Raw genomic sequence first — 25,484 nt, 5'->3', positions numbered from 1 at the left:
CCGAGAAGCGAAGAGAACTAAGGAAAAGAAAACGACATGTCGATCCTTCTCGATGAGAACTCCAAGATCATCGTCCAGGGCCTGACCGGCTCCGAGGGCACCAAGCACGCCGGGCGCATGCTCAAGTCGGGCGCACAGATCGTCGGCGGCGTGAACCCGCGCAAGGCGGGCACCGAGGTCGAGATCGAGGGCGTGACGCTGCCGATCTTCGGCTCCGTCAACGAGGCGATCGCCCGCACCGGCGCGAACGTCTCGGTCATCTTCGTCCCGCCGGCGTTCGCGAAGGCCGCGGTCGTCGAGGCCGTCGACGCCGAGATCCCGCTCGCCGTCGTCATCACCGAGGGCATCCCGGTGAAGGACTCGGCCGAGTTCTGGTCGCACGCCAAGACCAAGGGCGGCCGTACCCGCATCATCGGGCCGAACTGCCCCGGCGTGATCAGCCCCGGCAAGTCCAACGCCGGCATCATCCCCGCCACGATCACCGGCCCCGGCCCGATCGGGCTCGTGTCGAAGTCGGGCACCCTGACGTACCAGATGATGTTCGAGCTGCGCGACATCGGCATCTCGACCGCGGTCGGCATCGGCGGCGACCCGATCATCGGCACCACCCACATCGACGCGCTCGCCGCGTTCGAGGCCGACCCCGAGACGACGGCGATCGTGATGATCGGCGAGATCGGCGGCGACGCCGAAGAGCGCGCGGCCGAGTTCATCAAGGCGAACGTCACCAAGCCGGTCGTCGCCTACGTCGCGGGCTTCACCGCCCCCGAGGGCAAGACCATGGGTCACGCGGGCGCCATCGTGTCCGGCTCGTCGGGTACCGCCCAGGCGAAGAAGGAGGCCCTCGAGGCCGCCGGCGTCAAGGTCGGCAAGACCCCGAGTGAGACCGCCGCGCTCATGCGCGAGGTCTTCGCCTCCGCGTGAGCACCGAGGCCGGGCCGGGCGAGACGGGCGTCGTGCGCCCGGGATCCTCGCGTCGGCTCGGCCTCGAACGTCTTCTCAGCGCCGAGCTGGTCTACGGCACCATCGTCTTCATGGCGCTCGTCATGGCCACCTCCGACGAGGAGGACACCTCGGCCGCCGACGCGCTGACGTGGGGCGTCGTCACGATGGTCGTCTTCTGGATCGCGCACGTCTACGCGGCGACCCTCGCGGGCTACGCGCTCCATCGAGAGGTCCGGCACCCCATCCGCACGGCCGCGCGGCATCACCTCGGACTGCTCGGAGCGGTCGTCCTCCCCGGCATCCCGCTCGCGCTGTCGGTCGCGGGCGTGCTCGATGTCGACGACGCCACCGACTGGTCCATCCTCACCGGCCTCGCCGTGCTCGCCGTGACGAGCGCCGTCGCGTTCATCGTGCGTCGCGCCCCATGGTGGAGCGCCGTGCTCGGCACCATCGGAGCGGTGCTGCTCGGTCTCATGATCGTGCTGCTCGACTACCTCGTCCACTAGCGCTCTCGGCCACTGGCGCTCGGTCCGTCGTCGGCGCCCCAACCGACCTGGGCGAGCGCCGCATCCGGGCGCGCCCTCCTGAGCGGGCCGAAGCCGACGGTTAGGCTTCCGAGGCCATGAACCGCCCCCTCACCGCGCTCTTCGCTGCTCTCGAAGCGGTGCTCGTCGTGGGCATCGGGGTGGGGCTCGCGTTGGCGCCGTTGACGGCGCTCTGGGCGTTCCAGTACGACCTCCAGATCGACTGGGCCGTGTTCTACCGCGCCGCAGTCGACGTCTGGCTCCTCGGTCACGGCGTCGATGTGCGTTTCGCGCTGACCTTCCCCGGCGCGACGTCGGCCGCCGAGCCGTTCGTCGTCACCGCCGCGGCACTCGGGTTCGCGCTTCTCACCGTCCTGCTCGGCGTCCGGGCCGGACGACGGCTGCTCGAGACCGACCACCCCGTCGTCGCACTCGGCGCGTCGATCGTCACCTTCGTCGCCCTCGCCGCGGGACTCGTGCTCACCGCGGGTGCTCCCGAGGCGCAGCCCTCCCGGTGGCAGGGCGTGCTGCTGCCGACCCTCGCCTTCTGCCTCGGCGTCCTGCTCGGCGCCGTGCTGCCCGGACCGGGCGCTCGACGCCCCGTCTCCTCCCGGAGGGGCCCTGTCTCCCGAGCATGGGAGGCCGCGGTCGACCGGATCCCGCCCGACACGGCCACCTCCATCGCCTGCGCCCTCCGCCTCGGCGGCATGGCCACCGCGGGACTCGTCGCCGTCGCCGCAATCCTCGTCGCGGTGCTCATCGTCACCGGATACACGACGGTGATCACCATCTACGAGTCGTTGCAGGCGGGAGTGCTGGGCGGCCTCGCGTTGACCCTGGCGCAGCTCGCCGTGCTGCCGAACCTCGTGATCTGGGCGGTGGCGTGGCTCACCGGACCCGGCTTCTCGATCGGCACCGGGTCGTCGGTGTCGCCGCTCGAGACCTCGCTCGGCCCCGTCCCGTCACTGCCGGTGCTCGGCGCGCTGCCGACGGGGGACATGCCGTTCGCGTTCGTCGGTCTGGCGGTGCCGGTGGTCGTGGGCTTCGTCGCCGCGGCGATCTCGCGCGGTCGAGTCGATGACGAGTTCGGAGGCCGCCCGGGTGTCGGTCGTCTCGTCGGCATCGGCGTGGGTGCCGGCGTCTTCGCGGGCCTCGTCCTCGGCCTGCTGACGTGGATGGCGTCGGGGTCCGCCGGGCCCGGACGACTGCAGGACGTCGGCGCATCGCCGGTCGCAGTCGCGCTCGCCGGCGGCGTCCTGCTGACGATCGCGATCGTGCTGGGGCTCCTCGCGGGACGCAGTCGGCGAGCGGGCGCGGACGTCGGATCCGAGATCGATGGGGTGGACGCCCGCCGGTAGGCTGGTCGCGTGCTCTCCGTCGTCGTGCTCATCTCCGGCGGGGGATCGAACCTGCGTGCTCTGCTCGACGAGGCGGAGCATCCGGACTACCCGGCACGCATCGTCGCCGTCGGCGCCGACCGCGACGCACTCGGGCTCTTCCACGCTCAGGACTTCCGGGTTCCGACCTTCACCGTGCCGTTCACCTCGTACGAGACACGGGAGCAGTGGGGCGACGCTCTGCTCGAGCACCTGCACGAGTGGCAGCCCGACCTCGTGGTGCTGAGCGGTCTCATGCGCCTCCTCCCCGCCCGGGTGGTCGAGGCGTACGCGCCGCGCATCATCAACACCCACCCGGCGTATCTGCCCGAGTTCCCCGGCGCGCACGCGGTCCGCGACGCGATCGCCGCGGGGGCCGACCAGACGGGCGCGAGCGTCATCGTCGTCGACACCGGCGTCGACAGCGGTCCGGTCCTCGCTCGCGAGCGCATCCCGATCCCGCCCGGCATCGACGAGGACGAGCTGCACGATCGCATCAAGCTCGTCGAACGCCGACTGCTCGCCGACACGGTCCGCGACATCGCGACCGGAACCATCAGACTCGAGGAGTTCAACTCATGAGCGGTCCCCGCATCGACCCCTCCCTCTACCGTGAGCGCGACGCCGTCCCCTTCCGTCGCGCCCTCATCTCGGTGAGCGACAAGACCGGGCTCGAGGAGCTCGTCGACGCGCTGGTCGCCGCCGGCGTCGAGATCGTCTCCACCGGATCGACCGCGGCCCTCATCGCGAGCGCCGGACACCCCGTCACCGAGGTAGCATCCGTCACCGGCTTCCCGGAGTCCCTCGACGGACGGGTGAAGACCCTGCACCCCGGCGTGCACGCGGGGCTGCTCGCCGACCTGCGCCTCGAACACCACGAGCAGCAGCTGCGCGACCTCGGCATCGCCTCGTTCGACCTCGCCGTCGTGAACCTGTATCCGTTCGCCGACACCGTCGCCTCGGGGGCGCCCGCGGCCGAGATCATCGAGCAGATCGACATCGGCGGGCCCGCGCTCGTGCGCGCCTCGGCGAAGAACCACGCCAACGTCACCGTCGTCGTGTCGCCCGGCGACTACCCCCGGGTCATCGACGCGGTGCGCTCGGGTTCGAGCACCCTCGCACTCCGTCGGGAGCTCGCCGCGACCGCATTCGCGCACACCGCCGCCTACGACACGGGCGTGGCCGCCTGGTTCGCCTCCGCTGTCGTCGGCGCGGACGCCGACGCGGCTGCGACCGCGGCGTCGACGACCGGCGACGAGTGGAGCCCCGAGCTGCACTTCGACGTCTCCCTCGCCCACCCGCTGCGCTACGGCGAGAACTCCCACCAGCGCGCCGCGCTGTACACGAGTGCCGGGTCGACCGGCATCGCTCAGGCCGAGCAGCTGCACGGCAAGGAGATGAGCTACAACAACTACGTCGACGCCGACGCCGCCGTGCGCGCGGCGTACGACTTCGACTCCCCGGCGGTCGCGATCATCAAGCACGCGAACCCCTGCGGTATCGCGATCGCCTCGCCCAAGGCCGTCGACCCGATCGCCTCCGCGCACCACAAGGCGCATGAGTGCGACCCGGTGTCGGCGTTCGGGGGAGTGATCGCCGCGAACCGTCCCGTCACCCTCGCGATGGCCGAGCAGGTCGCCGACGTCTTCACCGAGGTGCTGGTCGCTCCGGCCTTCGACGACGACGCGCTCGCCGTGCTCACCGCGAAGAAGAACATCCGCCTGCTGCACCTGCCCGACGGCTACTCGCGCCCGGCGACCGAACTGCGTCCGATCAGCGGGGGAGCGCTCCTGCAGACCGCCGATCGGTTCGACGGAACCCCCGGGTCGGCCGCGACCTCGTCCGCGCAGTGGTCGCTCGTCTCGGGCGACGAGGTCGACGCCGCGATGCGCGCCGACCTCGAATTCGCCTGGCGCGCGTGCCGCGCGGTGAAGTCGAACGCCATCCTGCTCGCCTCCGGCGGCGCGTCCGTCGGCGTCGGGATGGGTCAGGTCAACCGGGTGGACTCGTGCCACCTCGCCGTCGACCGCGCGGGCGACAGGGCTGCGGGCGCCGTCGCCGCATCCGACGCGTTCTTCCCCTTCGCCGACGGCCTCGAGGTGCTGCTGCAGGCCGGGGTGAAGGCTGTCGTCCAGCCGGGCGGGTCGGTGCGCGACGACGAGGTCGTCGAGGCGGCCAAGAAGGCCGGCGTCGCCATGTACTTCACCGGCGAGCGCCACTTCTACCACTGAGCCGTTCCGCCGAGCCGCGGCCGCGGCCCATAGGCGGCTCTTGGTCTGCTGCGACCGCGCCCACGGCCTCGCGGCTAGGGTGGAGCGGATGATCACCGTTCCCGCCACACGCCGTCTCGCCGCCTCGCTGATCGCGGGAGGCGCGACCGCGCTCGTCACGCACCTGGCGACGCTGTTCGTGTTCTTCGTGGGCAACGGCTTCGACGCGTCGGTGATCGGCGTCGCGAACGGGTTCTTCGGCTTCTCCTCGCTCTTCGTCTTCGTGCTCGTCGCGGCGGGCGCCTACCTCACCGAATTCTCGCGCTGGTACCTCACGCTCCTCGTCGGAGTGCTCGCCGCGGTGGTCGGCGCGTTCCTCGGCACCTTCCTCGGCGCCGTGCTCGCCGGATCGCCGTTCGGCGGCGACCTCGGCAGCGGGGTCCTCGCGAGTCTCGGCGGCGTCAACCTGAGCTTCGAGGTCGCGGCGCTCGTGTCGACCCTCGCGCTCGCGCCGCGAGGCTACGACCTGTGGCTGTCGTCGCGGCCCTCACGCGTGCGATCCGGCAAGATCGCACTGGTGCGTCTGCCGAGCCGCACCCTCGCGGCCGGTGCCGTGACGAACATCGAACGGTCCGAGGTGGACACCGAGGTCGCCGACGACCAGTGGGCCGCCTACGTCGATGCGCTTCGTGGCGAGGGCTGGTCGATCGTCGAGGTGCCGCTCGCCGACGGCCTCGCCGATTCCGTCTTCGTCGAGGACGCGGTCGTCATCGTCGGCGACCTCGCCATCCTCGCCCGCTCGGGCGCCGAGCACCGTCGCGACGAGGTCGACGACGTCGAGGCGACCGTGCGGCGGCTCGGCCTCAGCATCGCGCGCATCACCGAACCGGCCACCCTCGACGGCGGCGACGTGCTGCAGGTCGGCGACACCGTCTACGTCGGTCGCGGCGGACGCACGAACGCCGACGGCATCCGTCAGCTGCGGGATCTGCTGCGCCCCACCGGGCGCCAGGTCGTCGCGGTTCCGGTCTCGGGTGCACTGCATCTGAAGTCGGTCGTGACCGCTCTGCCCGACGGAACGGTGCTCGGCCACGGCGACTTCGTCGACTCGTCGCTCTTCCCCCACTACCTCCCCGTGCCCGAGGCGGAAGGGTCCCAGATCGTGGTGCTCGGCGACGACGTCGTCCTGATCTCCGATGCGGCCCCGGCCTCCGCGGACCTGATCCGCTCGCTCGGCTACCGCGTCATCGCGGTGCCGATCTCCGAGTTCACCAAGCTCGAGGCCGGAGTCACCTGCCTCTCCGTCCGGATCGCCTGACTCCTCCTCTTGCGTGTCGCGCGACGGCGTGGCTAGGCTACAAAGCTGCCTCGGGGCATCCCCGAACATGCAGGCGGCGATCGGAGGACGAGATGTATCGCTCAGTCATCTTCCGCGGGCGGACGACCCGCACGTCCTCGCCGCTCGGTTGAGTCCTCCTCCCGAGCCCTTCCCCTCCTGATTCCGCGAGCCCAGAGCTCGCACATCGCTTCGCAATTCCCAAGGGACACGCATGTCCGCCGCTCCTCGGCTTCCTCTGATTCCCGCTCTTCGCCGCCTGTCGCCGTTCGTGCGCCCGGCGTTACCCCGCATCGCCGTCGGCATGGTCGCCGGCGTCGTCGCCGGCCTCGTCGCCCTCGCGATCCCGCAGGTGCTGGAGGTGCTCGTCGACTCGGCGCTCGGGGAGGGCGCCCGCGACGCGGTGCTGCCCGCGGTGCTCGTCATCGTCGCGCTCGGCATCGTCGAGGCCGCCGCGATCTTCGTGCGGCGCTCGCTGATCCTCACCCCGAACACCAAGGTCGAGGCGGCGATGCGGCGCGCGCTGTACGAACGCCTGCAGGTGCTGCCCGTCGCGTTCCACGACCGCTGGCCGAGCGGGCAGTTGCTCTCCCGTGCGGTGAGCGACCTCAGCTTGATCCGCCGCTGGCTCGCCTTCGGGGTCGTGCTCCTCGTCGTGAACACCGTGACCATCGTCGTCGGCGCGGTGCTGCTGTTCAGCATCCAGCCGCTGCTCGGCCTCATCTTCCTCATCGGGTCGATCCCGGTGTGGTTCATCGGCGTGCGGTTCGAGAAGGACTACTCGGTGGTCGCGAGGCGCAGCCAGGACCAGGCCGGCGACCTCGCGACCGCGGTCGAGGAGTCGGTGCACGGCATCCGGGTGCTGAAGGCGTTCGGTCGCGGCGGCTTCGCGCAGGAGAAGTTCGAACGCCAGGCCGAGGAGCTCTACGGCACCGAGATGGAGAAGGCGCGCGCCGAGGCGTTCATCTGGCGCTGGCTGACCCTCATCCCCGACGGCACCCTCGCGGTGTGCCTGATCGGAGGGGTGGTCCTCGCCGCGAACGGCGCGCTCACCGCCGGGTCGCTCGTCGCCTTCTTCGCCACTGCGACGGTGCTGCGCTTCCCGTTGGAGTCGATCGGCTTCCTGCTCGGCTTCACCCTCGACACCCGCAACGCCACCGATCGGTACTTCGAGGTGCTCGACGAGCCGGTCTCCATCGCCGACCCCGAGCACCCGGAGACCATCGCCGTGCCGCGCGGCCGGCTCGAGTTCGTCGGCACCGTGTTCCGCTACCCGGACGCGCCGCCCACGGCGGCGCCGCTGCTCGACGGCATCGATCTCGTGATCGAGCCGGGGGAGACTATGGCGCTCGTCGGCATCACCGGGTCGGGCAAGTCGACGATGACCTCGCTCGTGCCGCGCCTCTACGACGTGACCGACGGCGCGATCCTCCTCGACGGCGTCGACATCCGCTCGCTCCGCCTCGACGAGCTGCGCCGCCACGTCGCCATGGCGTTCGAGGACGCCACCCTGTTCTCCGACACGGTGCGCGCGAACGTGCTCCTCGGCGCGTCGGAGGCGACCGATGCGGCGCTCGCCGAAGCGCTGGAGGTCGCCCAAGCCGACTTCGTCGCGGCGCTCCCCGACGGGGTCGACACCGTCATCGGCGAAGAGGGACTCAGCCTGTCGGGCGGTCAACGTCAACGTCTCGCCCTCGCTCGAGCCGTCGCGGCCAGGCCGCGGGTGCTGGTGCTCGACGACCCGCTGTCGGCCCTCGACGTCGAGACCGAGGCGCGGGTCGAAGCGGGCCTCCGGCGCGTGCTCAGCGACGTGACGGCGCTGATCGTCGCGCACCGTCCGTCGACGGTGATGCTCGCCGACCGCGTCGCGCTGCTCGACCATGGGCGCGTGATCGCGGTCGGAACGCACTCCGAGCTGCTCGCGACCAGCGAGCGGTACCGCTACGTGATCTCCAGCCTCGACTCCGACGAGCGCCCCGACGCGTCGATGGGAGACATCGACTCCGCCCCCCAGAACCCGGTGGGCGAGGATCCCGACGAGTCCGACGTCGGCGAACCCGACGTCGACGACCTCACCGAGGAGGTGGCCCGATGAGCACCAGCGTGCACGAGGAGGACCGCGACGACCTCGACCGCGCCGAATCGCAGGCGCTGCGCCGGCGCTCGGTCCGGCTGCTCGGCTCGCTCCTCACGCCGTTGCGCCGGCAGATCGCGCTGACCCTCGCCGTCGTCATCGTCAGCACCGCGCTGCAGGTCGCCGGTCCCGCCCTCGTCGCCATCGGCATCGACAGCGGGGTGCCGGCGCTCGCCGAAGGCGACGCGACCCCGCTCGTGCTCGCCGGCGGCGGGTTCGTGCTGGCGAGCATCGCCGGCGGCCTGCTGATCGGCTGGTACCGGGTGCTGCAGGCGCGGATCGGGCAGGAGATCCTGTTCGAACTGCGCCGTCGCGTGTTCCGGCAGACGCAGCGGCTCAGCCTCGAGTTCCACGAGTCGTACACGTCGGGTCGCATCATCTCGCGTCAGACGAGCGACCTCGATTCGATCCGCGAGCTCCTCGACGAGGGGCTCAGCAATCTCGTCTCGGGTGTCTTCTACACGCTGTTCACCGCCATCGCCCTCATCTGGCTCGATCCGCTGAGCGGTCTCGTGCTCGCGGGCGCGCTGATCCCGCTGTGGTTCCTCACGAGGTGGTTCCAGAAGCGGTCTCAGCGGCTGTTCCGCCGCACCCGCGTCACCTCGGCGAGGCTCATCGTGCAGTTCGTCGAGACGATGACGGGAATCCGCGCGGTGAAGGCTTTCCGCAAGGAGCGGAGAGGGGCGGAACGGTTCGGTGAACTCGTCGAGGACAACCGCGAGGCGAACGCGAGCGTGTTCCGGCTGTTCGGCACCTTCGACCCGGGTCTGGTGCTGATCGGCAACATCACCGTCGCCGTCGTGCTGCTGGTCGGCGGGTTCCGGGTCGCTGACGGGTTCCTCGCGATCGGCGTCCTGCTCGCCGTCGTGCTCTACGTGCGCCGGTTCTTCGACCCGCTCGAGGAACTCGCGATGTTCTACAACGGCTACCAGTCGGCCTCGGCCGCGCTGGAGAAGATCTCGGGGGTGCTCGACGAGGCTCCCACCGTTCCCGATCCGGCTCGACCCGTCGCGCTCGTCGCGCCGCGCGGACACGTCCGCTTCGACGACGTGCAGTTCGGCTACGGCGTGGGACCCGTGATCCTGCCGCGCTTCGACCTCGACGTCCCCGCCGGTCAGACCATCGCGCTCGTAGGATCGACCGGTGCGGGCAAGTCGACGCTCGCGAAGCTGCTGTCGCGGTTCTACGACCCGTCGGAAGGCGAGATCGACCTCGACGGCGTCGATCTGCGCGCCCTCGCGCCCGCCGATCTGCGTCGGGCGATCGTCATGGTCACGCAAGAGGCGTACCTCTTCTCGGGCAGCGTCGCCGACAACATCGCACTCGGCAAGCCCGACGCGACCCGTGAGGAGATCGTGCGCGCGGCGACCGCGGTCGGCGCCCACGCGTTCATCGAGGCGCTGCCCGACGGGTACGACACCGACGTCAACAAGCGCGGCGGCCGGGTGTCGGCGGGGCAGCGTCAGCTGCTGTCGTTCGCGCGGGCGTTCATCGCCGACCCGGCGGTGCTGATCCTCGACGAGGCGACCGCGTCGCTCGACATCCCGAGCGAACGTGCGGTGCAGGAGGCGCTGCAGACCCTGCTGTCCGACCGCACCGCGGTCATCATCGCCCACCGACTGTCGACCGTCGCCATCGCCGACCGCGTGCTCGTCATGGAGCACGGGCGGATCATCGAGGACGGCAGCCCCGACGCGCTGATCGCCGGCACCGGCAAGTTCGCCTCGCTGCACGCCGCCTGGCGGGACTCGCTGGTCTGAGCGATCTTTCTGGGGCTCCGTCTTCGGACGGGGCCCCAGGATCGCCGGACGTCAGTCGTCGGGCGACCAGGCCGCCCGCCCGAGGTCGACGCGGTACCCGGCGGGAGTGTCGGCGGGAACGACGGGAGTGCCCTCCTCCTCGTAGTGGGCCCTGGCGCTGTCCTCGTGACCGGTCGGCGGGTGGCCGCCCGCGCGGAGCACCCGCCACCAGGCGACCCCGGAACCGTGGTAGCGCATGACCATCCCGACCGCCCGCGCACCGGGACGACCGAACGCCCACGCGACATCGCCGTAGGTCATCACCCGACCGGGCGGGATCTGCGCGACGAGGTCCAGCACCTGCTCGGTGTACTCGCCCGAGCGTTCGAAGACCGCCACGCGTCAGATCTCGAGGGCGCCGATGACCTCGCCGTACTGGGTCTCGCCGATCGGGACGAAGCCGACGTGCAGGAAGAACTCCTCGGGCCCCGCCTCGCCCGACTCCCAGATGACCGTGAGGCGGTGGAAACCGCGGGTGCGCGCCTCGGCGGCGAGCGCCTTCACCCCGAAGGTTCCGACGCCGCGCCCCTGGGCGTCGGCGGCGACGTTGATGCGCCAGATGCAGCTGCGGAACTCGGGCTGGTCGGCGTCGGGGTCGAAGTTGCCCATGATGAAGCCGACGACCTCGTCGCCGTCGAGCACGACGCGCGGCCAAGCGGTCGTGGGATTGACGTACGCCTCCGCGATCGAATGCGACACAGGGGCGACGAACTGCTCCTGACCGGGCTTCAGAGTCAGGGTGTTCGCGGCCACGATGTTGCCGGCGTTCAGTTCTTCCAAGCGCAGGTCAGCCATGCGCACAGGCTACTGCCCCGCCGCGACGGCGGCATCATCCGCCCGATCGATCTCAGCCGATCCCGGCCTTCACGCCGTTCGGCGCTCCTCGCGGACGAGCAGTGAGCGTTTGACATCGACTCCCCACGCGAAACCGCCCATGCTGCCATCGGTGCGCAGCACTCGGTGGCAGGGGACGAAGAGCGCGGGCGCGTTCGTCGCGCAGGCGCTCGCCGCAGCGCGCACCGCGCGGGGGGAGCCCGTCAGCTCGGCGAAAGCGGTGTAGGTGAGCGGAGCCCCGGGAGCGATTCGGCGAAGGGCCTGCCACGCCGCCGTGCGGAAGACTCCGCCGAGCTGCTCGACCGGGACGGTGTCGATGGCGGCGAGATCGCCGTCGTAGTAGGCGAGCGCCGCGGCGGCCGCGCGAGTCGTGCCCGTCGCGACGTCGTCGGGCCGCAGCGCGACGGGGATCCGGGCGAGCAGTGCGTCGACATCGGACGTCCACCCCGACGCGAGCACACCGCGCTCGCCCTCGATGATGCCGAACGGGCCGTCGGGGGTGTCGATGATCTCCACGACCGCGCTCTTCGCGACTGCGTTCTCTACGACTTCGCTCGTCGTCTGCGTCGTCTGCGTCGTCATGATGGGTCCTTCCTCGTCGGTGGGGGAGTGGGGGCGGCGCTCGCCGCCCAGAGATGCAGCGAGAGGTACGAGCGCCAGGGGGACAGGGGCGCCGAGCGGGCGACCAGTTCGGGGACCGTGTCCGCGAAGCCCAGGCGACGGGCGCCGGCGCGCAGGGCGACGTCGCCGGTGAGCAGCACGTCCGGGTTGCCGAGTACGCGCATCGCGAGGTAGCCGGCGGTCCAGTCGCCGATGCCGCGCACGGCGGTGAATCGAGAGTGGAGCGCGGCGCGGTCGTCGCCGAAACCGATCGAGAGGCTGCCCTCGGCGAGCGCTGCCGCGACCGTCATGACGGTATCGATCTTCGCCCGAGGGCCGACCATCGCCTCACGTCCGCGGAGGGCGATCTGCGCCGGAGCGGGGAAGAGGGTGGTGAGGCCGTCCGGGGCGTCGGCGATCGGGGTGCCCGCCGTCGCGGCGAGCCGGCCGAGCTGGGTGCGGGCCGCGGCGACCGTGATCTGCTGGCCGATGATCGCGCGGAACACCATCTCGTCGGGATCGACCGTGCCGGGCAGGCGGATGCCGGGACTCGCGTCGACGAGAGGGGCGATGAGCGGATCGGTTCGGAGGGCGGCGTCGATGCCGACCGGGTCGGCGTCGAGATCGAACAGGCGCCGGACCCGGGTGACCAGTGAGGGGAGGTCGCGCAGCTCGGCGAGACTCGCGACGAGTCGCACGCCGCCCGGTGCCGGGGTGACCGTGAACCAGGCGGGGCCGCCGGCGAGGGCGAGGGTGCGGCTGTACGACGACGAGGTCGCCACCTCCACGCCCGTCACCGCGCGGGCGGCGAGCCACAGGAAGGTGCCCGTCGGGTCGAACGGCGCGCGTACGGGCAAGGTCAGGTCGATCGTGCCGGGCGCAGGCATCGAGGCGGTGCGGCGGGCGCGGATCTCGCGCGGGGTGAGCGCGAACACCTCGGCGATCGTGTCGTTGAAGGCGCGCACGCTGGCGAAGCCCGACGCGTACGCGACCTCGCCCACGGGGAGATCGGTCGAGGTGAGCAGTGTCCGCGCGGTCTGGGCGCGGTGCGCGCGGCTGAGGGCGAGGGGACCTGCGCCGAGTTCGTCGGTGAGCACGCGGGTGAGATGCCGGCTGGAGTAACCGAGGCGGCTCGCGAGACCGGGCACGCCTTCGCGCTCGACGACGCCGTCGCCGATGAGACGCATGGCGCGGGCGGAAAGGTCGTCGCGCAGGTTCCACTGAGGGGTGCCGGGCGTCGCTTCGGGCAGGCAGCGCTTGCACGCACGGAATCCCGCTTCGTGCGCAGCGGCGCTGGTGCTGAAGAAGGTGACGTTCGCCGGTTTCGGGGTGCGGGCCGGGCAGGAGGGGCGGCAGTAGATCCCGGTCGAGTGCACCGCGGTGAAGAACTGGCCGTCGAAGCGACTGTCCCGGGACTGGATGGCCCGGTAGCGCTCGTCGAACTGCATGCCGTCCATCCTCGTCGCCCTCGGGCCGTCGACCTAGCGGAAATCGGACACGACGGCGCCGCATCCGTCGAGGCGGAAGTATCTCGATGTCGAGATATCCGGCCCGGCGGGTAAACTCGTCGGCGGTGCCCCGGACGGGCGCGCACAAGCGAAGGAGCATGACGCACGTGGCGAAGATCAAGGTCGAGGGAACGGTCGTCGAACTCGACGGCGACGAGATGACCCGCATCATCTGGCAGCGCATCAAGGACACGCTGATCCACCCGTATCTCGACGTGGACCTCGAGTACTACGACCTCGGTATGGAGAACCGCGACGCGACCGACGACCAGGTCACCGTCGATGCGGCGCACGCCATCCAGAAGCACGGCGTCGGCGTGAAGTGCGCGACCATCACCCCCGACGAGGCGCGCGTCGAGGAGTTCGGCCTGAAGAAGATGTGGCGCAGCCCGAACGGCACCATCCGCAACATCCTCGGCGGCGTCATCTTCCGCGAGCCGATCATCATCTCGAACATCCCGCGCCTCGTGCCCGGCTGGAACAAGCCGATCATCGTCGGCCGCCACGCGTTCGGCGACCAGTACAAGGCGACCGACTTCCGCTTCGACGGCCCCGGCACTCTGAGCGTCAGCTTCCAGCCCGCCGACGGCTCCGAAGCGCAGTCGTTCGAGGTCTTCGAAGCTCCGTCGAGCGGTGTCGCCATGGCGATGTACAACCTCGACGACTCCATCCGCGACTTCGCCCGCGCGAGCCTCAACTACGGTCTCGCCCGCAACTACCCGGTGTACCTCTCGACGAAGAACACCATCCTCAAGGCCTACGACGGCCGCTTCAAGGATCTCTTCCAGGAGGTCTTCGACGCCGAATTCGCCGACAGGTTCGCCGAGGCCGGCCTCACCTACGAGCACCGCCTCATCGACGACATGGTCGCCGCGGCGCTCAAGTGGGAGGGCGGCTACGTGTGGGCCGCGAAGAACTACGACGGTGATGTGCAGTCCGACACCGTCGCGCAGGGCTTCGGCTCGCTCGGCCTCATGACCAGCGTGCTCACCACTCCCGACGGCAAGATCGTCGAGGCCGAGGCGGCGCACGGCACCGTGACCCGCCACTACCGCCAGTACCAGGCCGGCAAGCCCACCTCGACGAACCCGATCGCCTCGATCTACGCCTGGACGCGCGGTCTCGCGCACCGCGGCAAGCTCGACGGCAACCAGGAGCTCATCGACTTCACCCACGAGCTCGAGGACGTCGTCATCAAGACCGTCGAAAGCGGCAAGATGACGAAGGACCTGGCGCTGCTCGTCGGACCCGAGCAGCCGTTCCAGACGACCGACGAGTTCCTCGACGCGCTCGCCGAGAACCTGAAGGCGCGCCTCGGCTGAGTCTCTCGCTCGACACGAAGAAGGGCCCCTTCCGATTTCCGGGAGGGGCCCTTCTTCTCGTGCGGCCTGAGGTCAGGCGGCGGGGTGGGTCTCGAGGACCTGAGCGGAGGTCGCGACCTCGATCTTGCGCGGCTTCGCCTTCTCGCTCACCGGGATGGTGACCGAGAGCACGCCGTTCTCGTAGGAGGCGGCGATGCGCTCGGTGTCGACGCCCTGGCCGAGGTTCAGCTGGCGCAGGAACGAGCCGGACTGGCGCTCGCGGGCGATCCACTTGACGCCCTCACCGCTGGTGAGGGTGCGCTCGGCGCGGATGGTCAGCAGCTGACCGTCGACGTCGATGTCGACCGAGCCGGGGTCGATGCCCGGCATGTCGGCGGAGAGCACGTAGGTGTCGCCGTCGCGGTACAGATCCATCGGCATCACGCGAGGGCTCCGGTTGTCGAGCAGCGAACCGGCGACGCGGTCGAGCTCGCGGAACGGGTCGAAGTTCATAGCCATCGGAATGTTCCTTTCTGTCGAAGTAGTCGAGTTGAGTCGGGGTGACTCAACTTCTAGAAACAGAAATTAGCACTCTCGTATGCCGAGTGCCAGCCCCTCTCGATCGCCGTCCGCGAACGCAGGATCTGCGTCAGAACCAGAAGGGCAACCACGGCTCGGTCGCGGTGTGGAAGAGCGCATCGGCTCGGCGGATCGACTCCGCGTCGCCGGTGATCCGGCCCGCGCGAGCGAGAGTGTCGACGGACACCGCGCCGAGGAAGATCGCCGAGAGCGTGGCGATGTCGAGCGAGATCGTGGCGGCATCGGCGCCACTGGCAGGTTCGACCGTCGCCCTGCCGTCGGAGCCGACGCCAAGGATCCAGGTGCCCTCGGCATGACCGAGGGGATCGGAGACCTGCAGGGTCACCGCGCCCGGGGAGTCGTACCGACGCGAGGTCAGCGTCGCGGGGACATCGAGGATCCGCAGCCACAGGTTGTCGCGCGGCGACACCAGCGCCGCCCGCCAGTCGGCGATCTGCCAGCGCACGGGTTCGTCGAGGCGGCGAAGCGGCGCGATCACCTCGCTGACCAGAGGCGTTGTGAGAGCGAGCCGCCAGAGGGCCGTCTCGGCGTCGTCGGTCTCGGTGATCAGCGAGTCGACGGTGAGCTTATGGTCGGTGAACTCGGCGTCGTCGGCGGCCGAGACCCGGTAGAGCATCAGGCCGCGCACCTCGCCGGTCTCATCGAGGTACCGGGCGGCGCGGAGGCGGCGCGACTCGTGCTCGGGGCTCTCGCCGGTGAGGCCCGCCTTTTGATCGAAGCGACGCGCCCACGCGTCGATGTGTCCCGGGTTCTGAAGTCGGACCCGCTCGTACAGGTCGTCGATCTGATCGCGCCACTCGTGTCGGCTGATGAGTTCGACGATCCCGTCCGGGATCGGCCCGGTCCACTTCGCGCGGGCGGTGCGAATCCGCCAGTCGGCCGTCATCGCGGCCGGCGCGAAACCGTAACGGCCGTAGAGGGTCGACTCCGACACGGTGAGCGCCGCGAGCGGCAGGCCGGCCGCCGCCGCGGTGCGCAGCTCGCTTTCGAGGAGTGCGCGGGCAACGCCCCGGCCGGAATGGGTGGGACTCACGGTCACGGCGCTGATCGCCCACGCCTCGACGAGCCGCCCCGGAGAGACGGTGAGTTCGGCCGGCCACGAGCTGACGGTCGCGATCGCGGCGTCGGGGGTCGACGAAGTCGGGTCGACGACCTCGGTGGTGCGGCGGTAGGCGAGTGCGGCGCGGGTATCCGCGAGCACCGCGTCCTCGGGGTCGACGTCGTGGAAGCCTCGAGCGTCCGAACGCAACCACGTCCCGAACCAGTCGGCGTCCGACGTGTCGACCAGACGGTAGGTCAGTCCCGCCTGTCGCAGCCGCGATTCGGAGGTCTTGTCGAGGGGCAATGCGCGCGGATCGAAGGAGCTCATCGCTCCACGCTATCGACGAGGGGCGACCGGACGCTGGGGTGACCCCGCGAGAACGCACGTTCCGGGCTTGTGCGCCCGCCGAAACGTGCGTTAATCCCCGCAATATCCGATGGTGCGAGTGCGTTGCGGCGCACGCGGCCCGCCGAAACGTGCGCGCTCGCCCGGAACGCCCTACCGGGGTCAGCGGAAGATGATGGTGCGGGCGCCGTCGAGGAGGACGCGGTCCTCGGCGAACCAGGTGACGGCCTGGCGCAGAGTGCGGCTCTCCTCGTCCTGACCGATCGAGACGAGCTCCTCGGGGGTACGGGAATGGTCGACCCGCACCACGTTCTGCTCGATGATCGGGCCCTCGTCGAGATCGCTCGTGACGAAGTGCGCGGTCGCACCGATCAGCTTCACCCCGCGGGCGTGCGCCTGGCGGTACGGATTCGCCCCCTTGAAGCCGGGCAGGAACGAGTGGTGGATGTTGATGACCCGGCCGCGCAGCTTCTCGCACAGCTCGGGGGAGAGGATCTGCATGTAGCGGGCCAGCACCACGAGTTCGATGTCGTGCTCGTCGACCGCGTCGAGCACCCGCTGCTCGAACGCCGCCTTGCTGTCGGCGTCGACGACGGGCAGCGACTCGAACGGCACACCGTTGAATTCGGCGAGCGAGCGCAGAGTGCCGTGGTTGCTCAGGACCAGCGGGATGTCGATCGGCATCTGACCGGAGCGCTGACGGAACAGCAAGTCGTTGAGGCAGTGCGCCGCCGTCGAGACGAGAACCAGGGTGCGCTTCGGGCGGCCGGCACGGTCGAGCTGCCATGCCATGCCGAATCGGGCGATCACCGGCTCGAGCGCGGCGGCGACCTCGTCCCGGGTCGCGTCCGTCTCGAGCTGCAGGCGCATGAAGAAGCGGCCCGTGTCGTGGCTCGAGAACTGCTGCGACTCGAGGATGTTGCCCCGCGCCTCCACGATCGCGCCGCTCACCGCGTGCACGATGCCGGGCTGGTCGCGGCAGACGAGGGTGAGCACCCAGTTGCCCGCACCCGTGTGCGCGGTCTCGGGGGCGAGGAGGCTCGTGGTCACGAGGGTCAAGCGTAGTGGCCGACTAAAATGAGGTTCGACATGCAGACCTCCGCGCCGACCCGTTTCCCCACCGTCGGCCTCGCGGTCCTCGCCGGTGCCATCTTCGTCTCGGTGACCGGAGAATTCCTGCCCACCGGTCTCCTCCCCGACATGGCGCGCGACCTCGGCGTGTCCGAGGCGCAGATCGGGCTGCTCGTCTCCGTGTTCGCCGCGACCGTCGTCGTCGCGACCGCGCCGCTCGCGGCCCTCACCCGCAACTACTCGCGCAAACGGCTCGTCGTCGTGGTGCTCGGGTTGAACGCTCTCGCCACGATCGGTGCCGCGATCGCGCCGAGCTACGAGCTGCTCATCGGTGCGCGCATCGTCGGCGGGCTCGCCCACGGTCTGTTCTGGGCCATCGTGGGCTCCTACTCCGCGCACCTCGTGCCGAAACACCTCCTGCCCCGCGCGGTCGCCATCACGGCGGCGGGAGGATCGGCCGCGTTCGTGCTCGGTGTCCCGCTCGGCACGGCGCTCGGTCACGCGCTCGGCTGGCGTCTCGCCTTCACCGCGATCGCCGCCGCGATGCTGGTGCTCGCGGCGCTGCTGCTGTTCTTCCTGCCTCCCGTCGACCACCGCGTCTCGCTCGCGACGGGCGAGATCCCGCTTCCCACGAGACGCGACCCGACGCTGGTGGTCGTGCTCGGCACCTGCGTGCTGATCGTGCTCGCGGTCGGCGGCCAGAACATCTTCTACACCTACGTGGCGCCGTTCATCATCGGCCCGGTCGGCTTCGACCCGACCTGGGTCAGCCCTCTCCTGTTCCTCTACGGCGGCGCCGGCGCCATCGGTCTCGTGGTGTCGGGGATGGTGGCCGGCAAGTACCCGGTGCAGGCGATCGTCACCGCCGTCGGCGTCTCGGCGCTCGCCCTGGTGCTGCTCGCGCTCACCGCCGACGTGCCGTGGATCGTGGTCGTCCTGCTCGTCCTCTGGGGCCTGGTGCAGGGCTCGCTCGCGCCCCTCTTCCAGACGCGGATGATGCAGATCGCGTCACCGCGGATCCGGGACCTCGCCTCTGCATGGATGACCACCTCGTTCAACATCGGCATCGGCGGCGGCGCGCTCGTCGGCGCCGGCCTGCTCGAGTCCGCCGGCCTGCTCGCACTGCCGTACGCGGCCGCCGGTGTGATGCTGCTCGGCATCGTCGCGGTCATCGTCCTTCATCGCCTCACACGTCCGACGCTGACCCGTTCAGCCAAGCGACAAGGCCGGTCGACTAGGGTGAACGCCACCCACCCGACGTCGCTGTGAGGAAGCCATGGGAACTCTCGAGTCCGGCCGTTCCTTCGATCCCCGTTACAGCAGCTCCTTCCAACGAGGAGGCGAGCCCGTAACGCCTGCCAGAGCCGAATCCCGGCCGCCTTCCGATCCGTGGGCGCTCGCCGGTCTCGACGAGATCGCCGCCGAGCTCGACTCCGACGGCTCGGCGCAGGACCAGCCGCCGCAGGTCTCGGAGAGCACGGATCCGGCAGAAGTCAATCCGGAGGCGATCCGCTTCGTGCGCAACTGGGGGATCGGCCTCGCAGTGGGGTCGCTCGCCGCCCTCGCGATCGTCGGATTCATTCAGCAGAGCATCAACTTTGCGACTGCCTTCAATGGCGGGATCGATTGGCTTTGGAGCCTGCAGCAATTCGTCTACGGCGCGGGGCCGTGGTCCTTCGTGTTCGGGCTCGGCTGCATCGTGTTCGCGGGCTACAAGGCACGCAACCGGAAGGCACGCGCGTGACCGACACCGAGGTGAACCGGCCGAGCACCGCCTCCGACGCTCTCGCCGCGGTCGAGACGGTGATCGACGGCAAGCCCGACGCCGCGCGCATGGCGCTGACCGTGCTCATCGCCGAAGGCCACCTGCTGATCGAGGACGTCCCCGGCGTCGGCAAGACCATGCTGGCGCGCGCCGTCGCCCGGACGATGGGCGGATCGGTGAGCCGCATCCAGTTCACCCCCGACCTGCTGCCCTCCGACGTCACCGGCGTCTCCATCTACGACCAGGGCTCCCGCGCGTTCGAGTTCAAGCCGGGCGCCGTGTTCGCGAACATCGTCATCGGCGACGAGATCAACCGCGCCTCGCCCAAGACCCAGTCCGCGCTGCTCGAGAGCATGGAGGAGCGCCAGGTGTCGGTCGATGGTCGCACGTGGCCGCTGCCGTCGCCGTTCATGGTGGTCGCCACGCAGAACCCGATCGAGATGGACGGCACCTACGCGCTGCCCGAGGCGCAGCGCGACCGCTTCATGGCCACCATCTCGATGGGCTACCCCGACGAGGCCGCGGAGCTCGCGATGCTGCGCTCACGAGAACGGCACAGCCCGATCGACTCGTTGCAGCCGGTGCTCGACACCGAGGGCGTCCGCGCGCTGATCGCCGCCGCCCGCGCGGTGTACCTGTCGCCACCGGTCGAGGCGTTCCTCTTGGAGCTGATCCGCAGGACGCGGACGCACCCGTCGCTTCGGTTGGGTGCGAGTCCGCGCGCGACCCTGCAACTCGCTCGCGCCGCCCGCGCTCGGGCGTTGATCGACGGACGCGACTTCGTGCTGCCCGACGACGTCGCCGCACTCGCCGTGCCCGTTCTCGCGCATCGCGTGCTGCCCACTCGGCAGTCGCTCGGGCAGGGGCTCGGCGAGGCGCGCACGGCGACCGAGATCATCGAGTCGGTCCTCGCGTCGGTCCCGATGCCTCGAGGCTGACCATGACCGACGGCGCGCGTCCGCATCGCACGGCAGGTCTCCCTGCCCTGACCGTGCGCGGATGGGCCGCGCTCGCGCTCGGGTCCGTCGGCGTCATCGTCGCCTATGCCACGGGCTGGCGGGCCCTGCTCTACGTCGGGCTGGTGCTGCTCGTCCTGGTGCTCGCCTCCCTGCTCTTCGTCGGGACCCGCGGGGTGTTCCTCACCGTGCAGCGCCAGGTGGCGCCCGATGCGCTGAGCGTCGGTCAGGTCGCCACCGTCTCGGTCACGATCCGCAACGAGAGCCTCATTCCGAGCCCGCCCGCCAGCTGGCGCGACGAGGTGCCCTTCTCGGTGAGCCACGACTTCCGCGAGCTTCCGGCCCTGTCGGGGCGCGGCTGGAGCGGCGACTCGTCCACCGTCGTCTATCGCGCCGTCGCGCAGCAGCGTGGACGTTTCACGATCGGGCCTCTCTCGGTGCGCGGCTCCGATGCGTTCGGCCTCTGCCTTCTCGAACGAGCGACCGGCGGCGTCGACGAACTTATCGTGCTGCCCCGCATCCTCACGCTCGAAGGAGCGCTCGCCGCGCCCGTCGCCCTCTCCGACGCCACCATCCGGGCGGCCATGATGGGGCGCGGACAGGACGACGTGATCGCCCGCGACTACCGGCCGGGCGACGCGCTGCGGCACGTGCACTGGCGCGCGACCGCGCACCGCGGCGAGCTGATGGTGCGGCAGGAGCAGCGGCACGACGACGCCCGTGCCGTGCTGATCCTCGACAACCGCCGCGAGCACTGGCGCAGCGCCGGAGCGTTCGAGTGGGCGGTGAGCTTCGCCGCGTCGATCATCAACCACCTGTCGGCCGAGGGCACAGGAGTCGCGCTCGTCACGACGGTGCCCGATCACGATGGCGCCGCGCACGAGATGGGGGCGGTGTCTGACGGATCCGCGAGGGAGGCCCTGCTGCGGCTCGCGACGATCGGGCGCCGGTCGGCGGCGACGTCGGCGCTCGACTACCACCTCCGGGTCGCCGAGCTGCAGACCGATGGGCCATCGCCCCTCTTCGTGATCACCGGCTCGATGGACGAGGCCGAGTGGCGCGAGCTCGCGATTCATCGCGCGCCGCACAGTCACGGAGCGGCCATCATCGTCGACGCCGCGGAAGCGCCGGAGCTGTTGTGGGCCGCCGGGTGGCGTTGCGTGGCCGTCGGCGATCCGGGTGCGGACATGGCGGCGGTGTGGCGTTCGGCGTCGACGGGAGCATCCCGTGTCTGAGCGCAACCACGACACTCGCCGGGCCACGCCGACTCCCGGAGCGGGGGTGACGGCGGCCGCCCTGGTCGCGACGCTCGCGGGCGCGGGCAACCTGGGCGCCGTCGCATCGGGCTCGTCGTGGTGGTGGCTCTCGGCGCTCGCCGGAGCGGTGGGACTCGCCGCCGCCGCCCTCGTGCGTCGACGCCTCCGCTTCTGGCTGGTGCCGCTGGCCGCGGCCGTGGTGGCGAGCGGACTGACGATCGTCGTTCTCTTCGCACCCAGTACCCTCGCGTTCGGCGTGATCCCGACCGGCGACACGATCGAACGACTTCGGCAGCTGGTCGGCGAAGCGGTCGCCCACATCGCGGCCGAGAGCATGCCGGCAGTGCAGAACGACGGACTCGACCTGGTGCTGGTGGCGGGCATCGTCGCCGTCGCGATCCTCGTCGAGACGATCGCCGTGTCCGCGCGCAGGCCGCTGCTCGCCGGTATCCCGTTGCTGGTGCTCGCCATCGTGCCGGGCAGGGCGGCCTCCGAGGAGCCGGAGTTGTTCGGCATCACGGTGACGATCGCCGCGGTGCTGCTGATGATCTGGCTCGACCGGCAGCGGCTCGCGGCACGGCCTCCGGTGGTCGCGGCGCTCGCCGTCACCGCTCTCGCGGTGACCGGTGGAGTGGTCGGGCAGGCGCTGGCGCCCGCGTTCGAGGAGAGCACGGCGTCCGGGACGACGTTGCGGCCGGTCTTCGCATCGGGTGCCGAGCCGCTCGTGCGGCTCGGCGATCATCTGCGTCGCGGCGCCGACGTGACGGCGCTGCGCTACACGACGTCCGCGAGCGATCCGATCTACCTGCGCGTCGTGGTGATCGACGATCTCACGGGGGAGGAGTGGCGCACGACCCCGCTGGAAGAGACACTGCCCGGCGACCGGCCGCTCGCGTCGTTCCCCGCACCGCCGGGGCTCGCCGACGAGGTGGAGCGCACCGAAGTGGTGACGCAGATCGACGACTCGTTCGCGGAGCGGCGCTGGCTGCCGCTGCCTTACCCGGCCGTCGGTGTGACGGACCTCGGTGACGAGGGCGAGTGGGCCTGGGATCCGCAGAGCCTCGCGGCCGGGACGATCGGCGACCCCCGACGCACCGGCGAGTTCGAAGTGACCAGCCTCGAGCTGGTGCCGACCGCCGATCAACTGAGGAGCGCCCCGCCCTCCTCGGGGTTGGAACGCTACCTGCAGCTGCCCGACGATGTGCCCGCGATCATCGGCGAAACGGCCGTCGCGGTCACGGAGGGGCTGTCCACCGACTACGACCGTGCGCTCGCGCTGCAGCGCTACCTGCGTTCGAGCGAGTTCCGCTACGACGAGGACACTCCCGAGGAGGCCGACGGGGACGGCGACAGTTTCGACGTCATCTCGACCTTCCTCACCGACAAGAGCGGATACTGCGTCCACTTCGCCTCGGCGATGACGGTGATGGCGCGAGAGCTCGGTATCCCGGCGCGCATCGCGGTCGGTTACCAGCCGGGCGAGCGTCAGATCGACGACCCGACGACGTTCGAGGTGACCTCGCACGACCTGCATGCGTGGCCCGAGCTCTACTTCGAGGGTGCAGGCTGGACCCGGTTCGAGCCGACTCCCGGCCGTGGCGACGTCCCCGCTTACACCTCGAACACCCGGCCGCAGACCGAGGAGGAGGCAGCGCCCTCTCCCGCTCCGACCTCCACGTCGACGGCCGCCGCTCGGGATGAGAACCTGGATTCGGGCGCGACTCCCGGCACGGACACCGGCGTGGGAATGGGACTCGGGGTGCTGATCCCGGTGGGCGTCGTCGCGCTTCTCGCGGTGCCGGCGGTGGTCCGGCTGCTGCGCACGCGTCGACGACTCGTTCTCCTCGGCCGGGGTTCGCCCTCAGCGGGCTGGGACGAGTTGCACGACACCGCAGTCGATCTCGGACTCGCCACATCGGGCCTGACCCCGCGGATGCTCGCGGAGCTGGTGTCGTCGAACGTCGTCCTGGACGCCGATGCGGCGGCCGCGTTGGTGCGCTGGCGTGCTGCGACGGAGCGCGCCCGATTCGCTCGAGACGCGACGGTCGACGCGGGCGTCACCCGAGCGGAAGCGACGTCGATCCTGCGCGCCCTGCGGCGCAGCCGCACCCGGTTCACGCGCGTGGTCGCCCGAGTGGCGCCGCGCTCGCTCGTGCCGACCATCCGCATCGGACGCGTCGGTACCTCAGCCCGCGCCTGACGAGCCCCGCGCCACGAGGTCGGCCGGTGGTCGTGATCGTCCGCCGCGTCGGGGTGTGCGGGAGGCGTCGAGGTGTCGAGGTGGGGTGAACCACGGGACGCCATTCTTCATGCTGAGCGTCCACCCGTCTTCATCGAAGCGTCGGTGGTGGAAATGGCAGAGCAGGATGCCGTTCTCGATGTCGGTGCGCCCACCGTGCGACCAGGGGATGATGTGGGCGGCGTCGCACCAGCGGGGCGGGGCGGTGCAGCCGGGCCATTGGCAGCCGCCGTCCCGGGCGGCCAACGCCCGCCGCTGCGCCCTCGTGAAAAACCGGCGGGTGGTCCCGAGCCGCAACGGCTGGCCCTCGCAGTCGAGGGCCACGGTGACGACGTTCGCGGTGGAGCCCAGGTGCTGGCCGGTGCGGGCGGAGATCAGACCGTCGACGCCCTCGACCCACGCCTCGCCGACCCCGGTCGAATACGCCTCACCGGTCATGTGCAGGACGAGGGTGGTGTCCACCCCGCCCATCTCGCCGTCATCGGCGCTGAGACTTTCGCGCATGATGTCGACGAACGCGTCGAGCCGTTTCTGCTCCCAGCTGCGGGAGTCGTACTCGGGCGCGTTCTCGAGGTCGCCCTCCTCCTCACCCGCCTCGGTGAAACGGACCTGCCTTCGCGGCGCGGTGCGCGCATCGAGCGCGGCGCGCACGAACGCGGCCTGCTCGGGCGGCGCTTCGCCAGTGAACCGGACGCTGCCGTCCTCGAGTTCCCGCTCCCGCCAGAACCGGCGCGCCCGGCGGGCTGCCTCGCGTGGTTCGACGCCGTCGGGGTCGAAACGGCCCGGCAACGCCCGGCAGACATCGGCGAGCATGACCGCGTCCCACTCGTTCAACGCGCCCTCTACGAGGAAACCCTCGACACCCTCGAGCTGATCGAGGGAGGCGTTCGGGGCGATGGCGACCAGTGTCCGCACGATCACCGCCGCCGATCGGGCCGATAACTCGCCGTCGGCCAGTGCCTGAGCCACTGCGGGGTAGTAGGACGGGAGGATCTCCCCGGTCAGCCCTTCCCGCGGCGACAAGGCCAACCCGAGCCGCGCCTGCACCGCCACGTCGGCCTCCGCAGCACCGGTGCGCTTGGCCAGCAGCGCCGCCGCGCTCTTCTCACCCAGCCGGCGTGACAGCGGATCGGGAACGGAGCGCTCACTGCGCCGAGCCACCTCACCGGCGGCCGCGATGAACGCTGCCTCCGCCAGGCGCACCACGCGCGCGGCGTGCTCGGCGAACGCGAGCAGATCGGTATCGGTCGACCCCATCAACGACTCGACGAGCGTGGACGGGTCACCGGCGCTGAGGGTTTGGGAGCGGGCGGACAGCAGCGCGGCCTGCTCGGCCAGCGGTGCCATCATGTCCGTTCCCATGACTGAACTCTTCCAGCAGCCACCGACATCGCCAGGCCGCAAGAGACCCTGATCAGCCCAACCTTCGACCAATACTTGAAGCGAAGTTCGGGACCGGGTCGAAGCGTCGCGAGGGACGCGCCCGAGGGCTTCCCCTCCCGGCTCGCTTTGCTAAGCTGACCGGCGTCGCGACTGGCGTGGCGGAGGCTCCATAAGCCTCTCCAGGGTGGTGCACCACCGGGGAACGACTGACACCGACGGGGCCGTACGCCTGGGCCCCTCGTCGATCCAGGCCGTCAGTT

At 70.6% G+C, this 25,484-nt stretch carries 22 protein-coding genes and 1 riboswitch; of the genes, 14 read left to right on the top strand and 8 right to left on the bottom strand.

Annotated elements, in window-relative coordinates; translation table 11 throughout:
- Positions 1–36: 36 nt before the first annotated feature.
- The 8 genes from sucD to NGH83_RS12930 all read left to right on the top strand — a co-directional run bounded on the left by sucD (position 37) and on the right by NGH83_RS12930 (position 10,285).
- Positions 37–924, top strand: a complete 888-nt coding sequence (gene sucD, locus NGH83_RS12965; RefSeq protein WP_251856670.1) for a succinate--CoA ligase subunit alpha — start codon at positions 37–39, stop codon at positions 922–924.
- Positions 921–1,451, top strand: coding sequence for a hypothetical protein (locus NGH83_RS12960; RefSeq protein ID WP_251856669.1), 531 nt, complete (start codon positions 921–923; stop codon positions 1,449–1,451). The genes sucD and NGH83_RS12960 overlap by 4 nt, the downstream gene beginning before the upstream one ends.
- A gap of 116 nt (positions 1,452–1,567) precedes the next feature.
- Positions 1,568–2,827, top strand: a complete 1,260-nt coding sequence (locus NGH83_RS12955; protein ID WP_251856668.1) for a DUF6350 family protein — start codon at positions 1,568–1,570, stop codon at positions 2,825–2,827.
- A 9-nt stretch (positions 2,828–2,836) separates the two neighbouring features.
- A complete protein-coding gene (gene purN, locus NGH83_RS12950; protein ID WP_251856667.1) occupies positions 2,837–3,427 on the top strand; it encodes a phosphoribosylglycinamide formyltransferase in 591 nt (196 codons plus the stop codon).
- Positions 3,424–5,076, top strand: a complete 1,653-nt coding sequence (purH, locus tag NGH83_RS12945) for a bifunctional phosphoribosylaminoimidazolecarboxamide formyltransferase/IMP cyclohydrolase (protein WP_251856666.1) — start codon at positions 3,424–3,426, stop codon at positions 5,074–5,076. Before purN ends, purH begins: the two co-directional genes overlap by 4 nt.
- A gap of 88 nt (positions 5,077–5,164) precedes the next feature.
- Positions 5,165–6,373, top strand: a complete 1,209-nt coding sequence (gene ddaH, locus NGH83_RS15295) for a dimethylargininase (RefSeq protein ID WP_305881784.1) — start codon at positions 5,165–5,167, stop codon at positions 6,371–6,373.
- A gap of 232 nt (positions 6,374–6,605) precedes the next feature.
- Positions 6,606–8,486 (top strand): ABC transporter ATP-binding protein, encoded by a 1,881-nt coding sequence (locus NGH83_RS12935; protein WP_251856665.1) that lies wholly within the window; start codon positions 6,606–6,608, stop codon positions 8,484–8,486.
- Positions 8,483–10,285 carry an ABC transporter ATP-binding protein gene (locus tag NGH83_RS12930; RefSeq protein ID WP_251856664.1) on the top strand — a complete coding sequence of 601 codons (1,803 nt, stop codon included), beginning with the start codon at positions 8,483–8,485 and terminating at the stop codon, positions 10,283–10,285. The genes NGH83_RS12935 and NGH83_RS12930 overlap by 4 nt, the downstream gene beginning before the upstream one ends.
- Before the next feature lie 51 nt (positions 10,286–10,336).
- Here NGH83_RS12930 and NGH83_RS12925 read toward each other — a convergent pair whose 3' ends face one another.
- The 4 genes from NGH83_RS12925 to NGH83_RS12910 form a co-directional block, all read right to left on the bottom strand.
- Positions 10,337–10,663 carry an MGMT family protein gene (locus tag NGH83_RS12925; RefSeq protein WP_251856663.1) on the bottom strand — a complete coding sequence of 109 codons (327 nt, stop codon included), beginning with the start codon at positions 10,661–10,663 and terminating at the stop codon, positions 10,337–10,339.
- Positions 10,664–10,666: 3 nt separating this feature from the next.
- Positions 10,667–11,119: a GNAT family N-acetyltransferase gene (locus tag NGH83_RS12920; RefSeq protein ID WP_251856662.1), complete on the bottom strand. Its 453-nt coding sequence runs from the start codon at positions 11,117–11,119 to the stop codon at positions 10,667–10,669.
- A 69-nt stretch (positions 11,120–11,188) separates the two neighbouring features.
- The gene (locus NGH83_RS12915) at positions 11,189–11,740 is read right to left on the bottom strand and encodes a methylated-DNA--[protein]-cysteine S-methyltransferase (protein WP_251856661.1); all 552 of its coding nucleotides are present in this window, start codon (positions 11,738–11,740) and stop codon (positions 11,189–11,191) included.
- A complete protein-coding gene (locus NGH83_RS12910) occupies positions 11,737–13,206 on the bottom strand; it encodes an AlkA N-terminal domain-containing protein (protein WP_251856660.1) in 1,470 nt (489 codons plus the stop codon). The genes NGH83_RS12915 and NGH83_RS12910 overlap by 4 nt, the downstream gene beginning before the upstream one ends.
- Before the next feature lie 167 nt (positions 13,207–13,373).
- Here NGH83_RS12910 and NGH83_RS12905 point away from each other — a divergent pair, with 167 nt between their 5' ends.
- Complete coding sequence (locus NGH83_RS12905; RefSeq protein WP_251856659.1) at positions 13,374–14,588, top strand: NADP-dependent isocitrate dehydrogenase; 1,215 nt, start codon at positions 13,374–13,376, stop codon at positions 14,586–14,588.
- 72 nt (positions 14,589–14,660) lie between these two features.
- Here NGH83_RS12905 and NGH83_RS12900 read toward each other — a convergent pair whose 3' ends face one another.
- The 3 genes from NGH83_RS12900 to purU form a co-directional block, all read right to left on the bottom strand.
- Positions 14,661–15,086 (bottom strand): Hsp20/alpha crystallin family protein, encoded by a 426-nt coding sequence (locus NGH83_RS12900; protein ID WP_251856658.1) that lies wholly within the window; start codon positions 15,084–15,086, stop codon positions 14,661–14,663.
- 130 nt (positions 15,087–15,216) lie between these two features.
- Positions 15,217–16,536, bottom strand: coding sequence for a GNAT family N-acetyltransferase (locus tag NGH83_RS12895; protein ID WP_251856657.1), 1,320 nt, complete (start codon positions 16,534–16,536; stop codon positions 15,217–15,219).
- Between the two features lie 180 nt (positions 16,537–16,716).
- Complete coding sequence (gene purU / locus NGH83_RS12890; RefSeq protein ID WP_251856656.1) at positions 16,717–17,604, bottom strand: formyltetrahydrofolate deformylase; 888 nt, start codon at positions 17,602–17,604, stop codon at positions 16,717–16,719.
- 39 nt (positions 17,605–17,643) lie between these two features.
- Between purU and NGH83_RS12885 the strand changes: the two genes are divergently transcribed.
- Genes NGH83_RS12885 through NGH83_RS12865 form a run of 5 tightly spaced genes read left to right on the top strand, consistent with a single transcriptional unit; the run spans position 17,644 to position 23,802 of the window.
- Positions 17,644–18,894: an MFS transporter gene (locus NGH83_RS12885; RefSeq protein ID WP_251856655.1), complete on the top strand. Its 1,251-nt coding sequence runs from the start codon at positions 17,644–17,646 to the stop codon at positions 18,892–18,894.
- Between the two features lie 7 nt (positions 18,895–18,901).
- Entirely contained in the window at positions 18,902–19,369 is a 468-nt protein-coding gene (locus NGH83_RS12880; RefSeq protein WP_251856654.1) for a hypothetical protein, read from the top strand.
- The gene (locus NGH83_RS12875; protein WP_251856653.1) at positions 19,366–20,328 is read left to right on the top strand and encodes a MoxR family ATPase; all 963 of its coding nucleotides are present in this window, start codon (positions 19,366–19,368) and stop codon (positions 20,326–20,328) included. The genes NGH83_RS12880 and NGH83_RS12875 overlap by 4 nt, the downstream gene beginning before the upstream one ends.
- A gap of 2 nt (positions 20,329–20,330) precedes the next feature.
- A complete protein-coding gene (locus NGH83_RS12870) occupies positions 20,331–21,581 on the top strand; it encodes a DUF58 domain-containing protein (RefSeq protein ID WP_251856652.1) in 1,251 nt (416 codons plus the stop codon).
- On the top strand, positions 21,574–23,802 hold the full coding sequence (locus tag NGH83_RS12865) for a DUF3488 and transglutaminase-like domain-containing protein (RefSeq protein WP_251856651.1): 2,229 nt from the start codon (positions 21,574–21,576) through the stop codon (positions 23,800–23,802). Before NGH83_RS12870 ends, NGH83_RS12865 begins: the two co-directional genes overlap by 8 nt.
- On the opposite strand, the gene NGH83_RS12860 is transcribed toward NGH83_RS12865, so the two are convergent.
- Complete coding sequence (locus NGH83_RS12860) at positions 23,788–25,203, bottom strand: HNH endonuclease signature motif containing protein (protein ID WP_251856650.1); 1,416 nt, start codon at positions 25,201–25,203, stop codon at positions 23,788–23,790. The genes NGH83_RS12865 and NGH83_RS12860 overlap by 15 nt on opposite strands.
- A gap of 158 nt (positions 25,204–25,361) precedes the next feature.
- Positions 25,362–25,466: riboswitch (ZMP/ZTP riboswitch) on the top strand.
- Positions 25,467–25,484: the final 18 nt, after the last annotated feature.

Origin of the sequence: Herbiconiux sp. L3-i23, from assembly GCF_023734115.1 — a bacterium.
GTDB lineage: Bacteria > Actinomycetota > Actinomycetes > Actinomycetales > Microbacteriaceae > Naasia.
The sequence above is the reverse complement of the archived record's forward strand: the minus strand, read 5'-3'. Positions and strand labels throughout refer to the sequence as shown.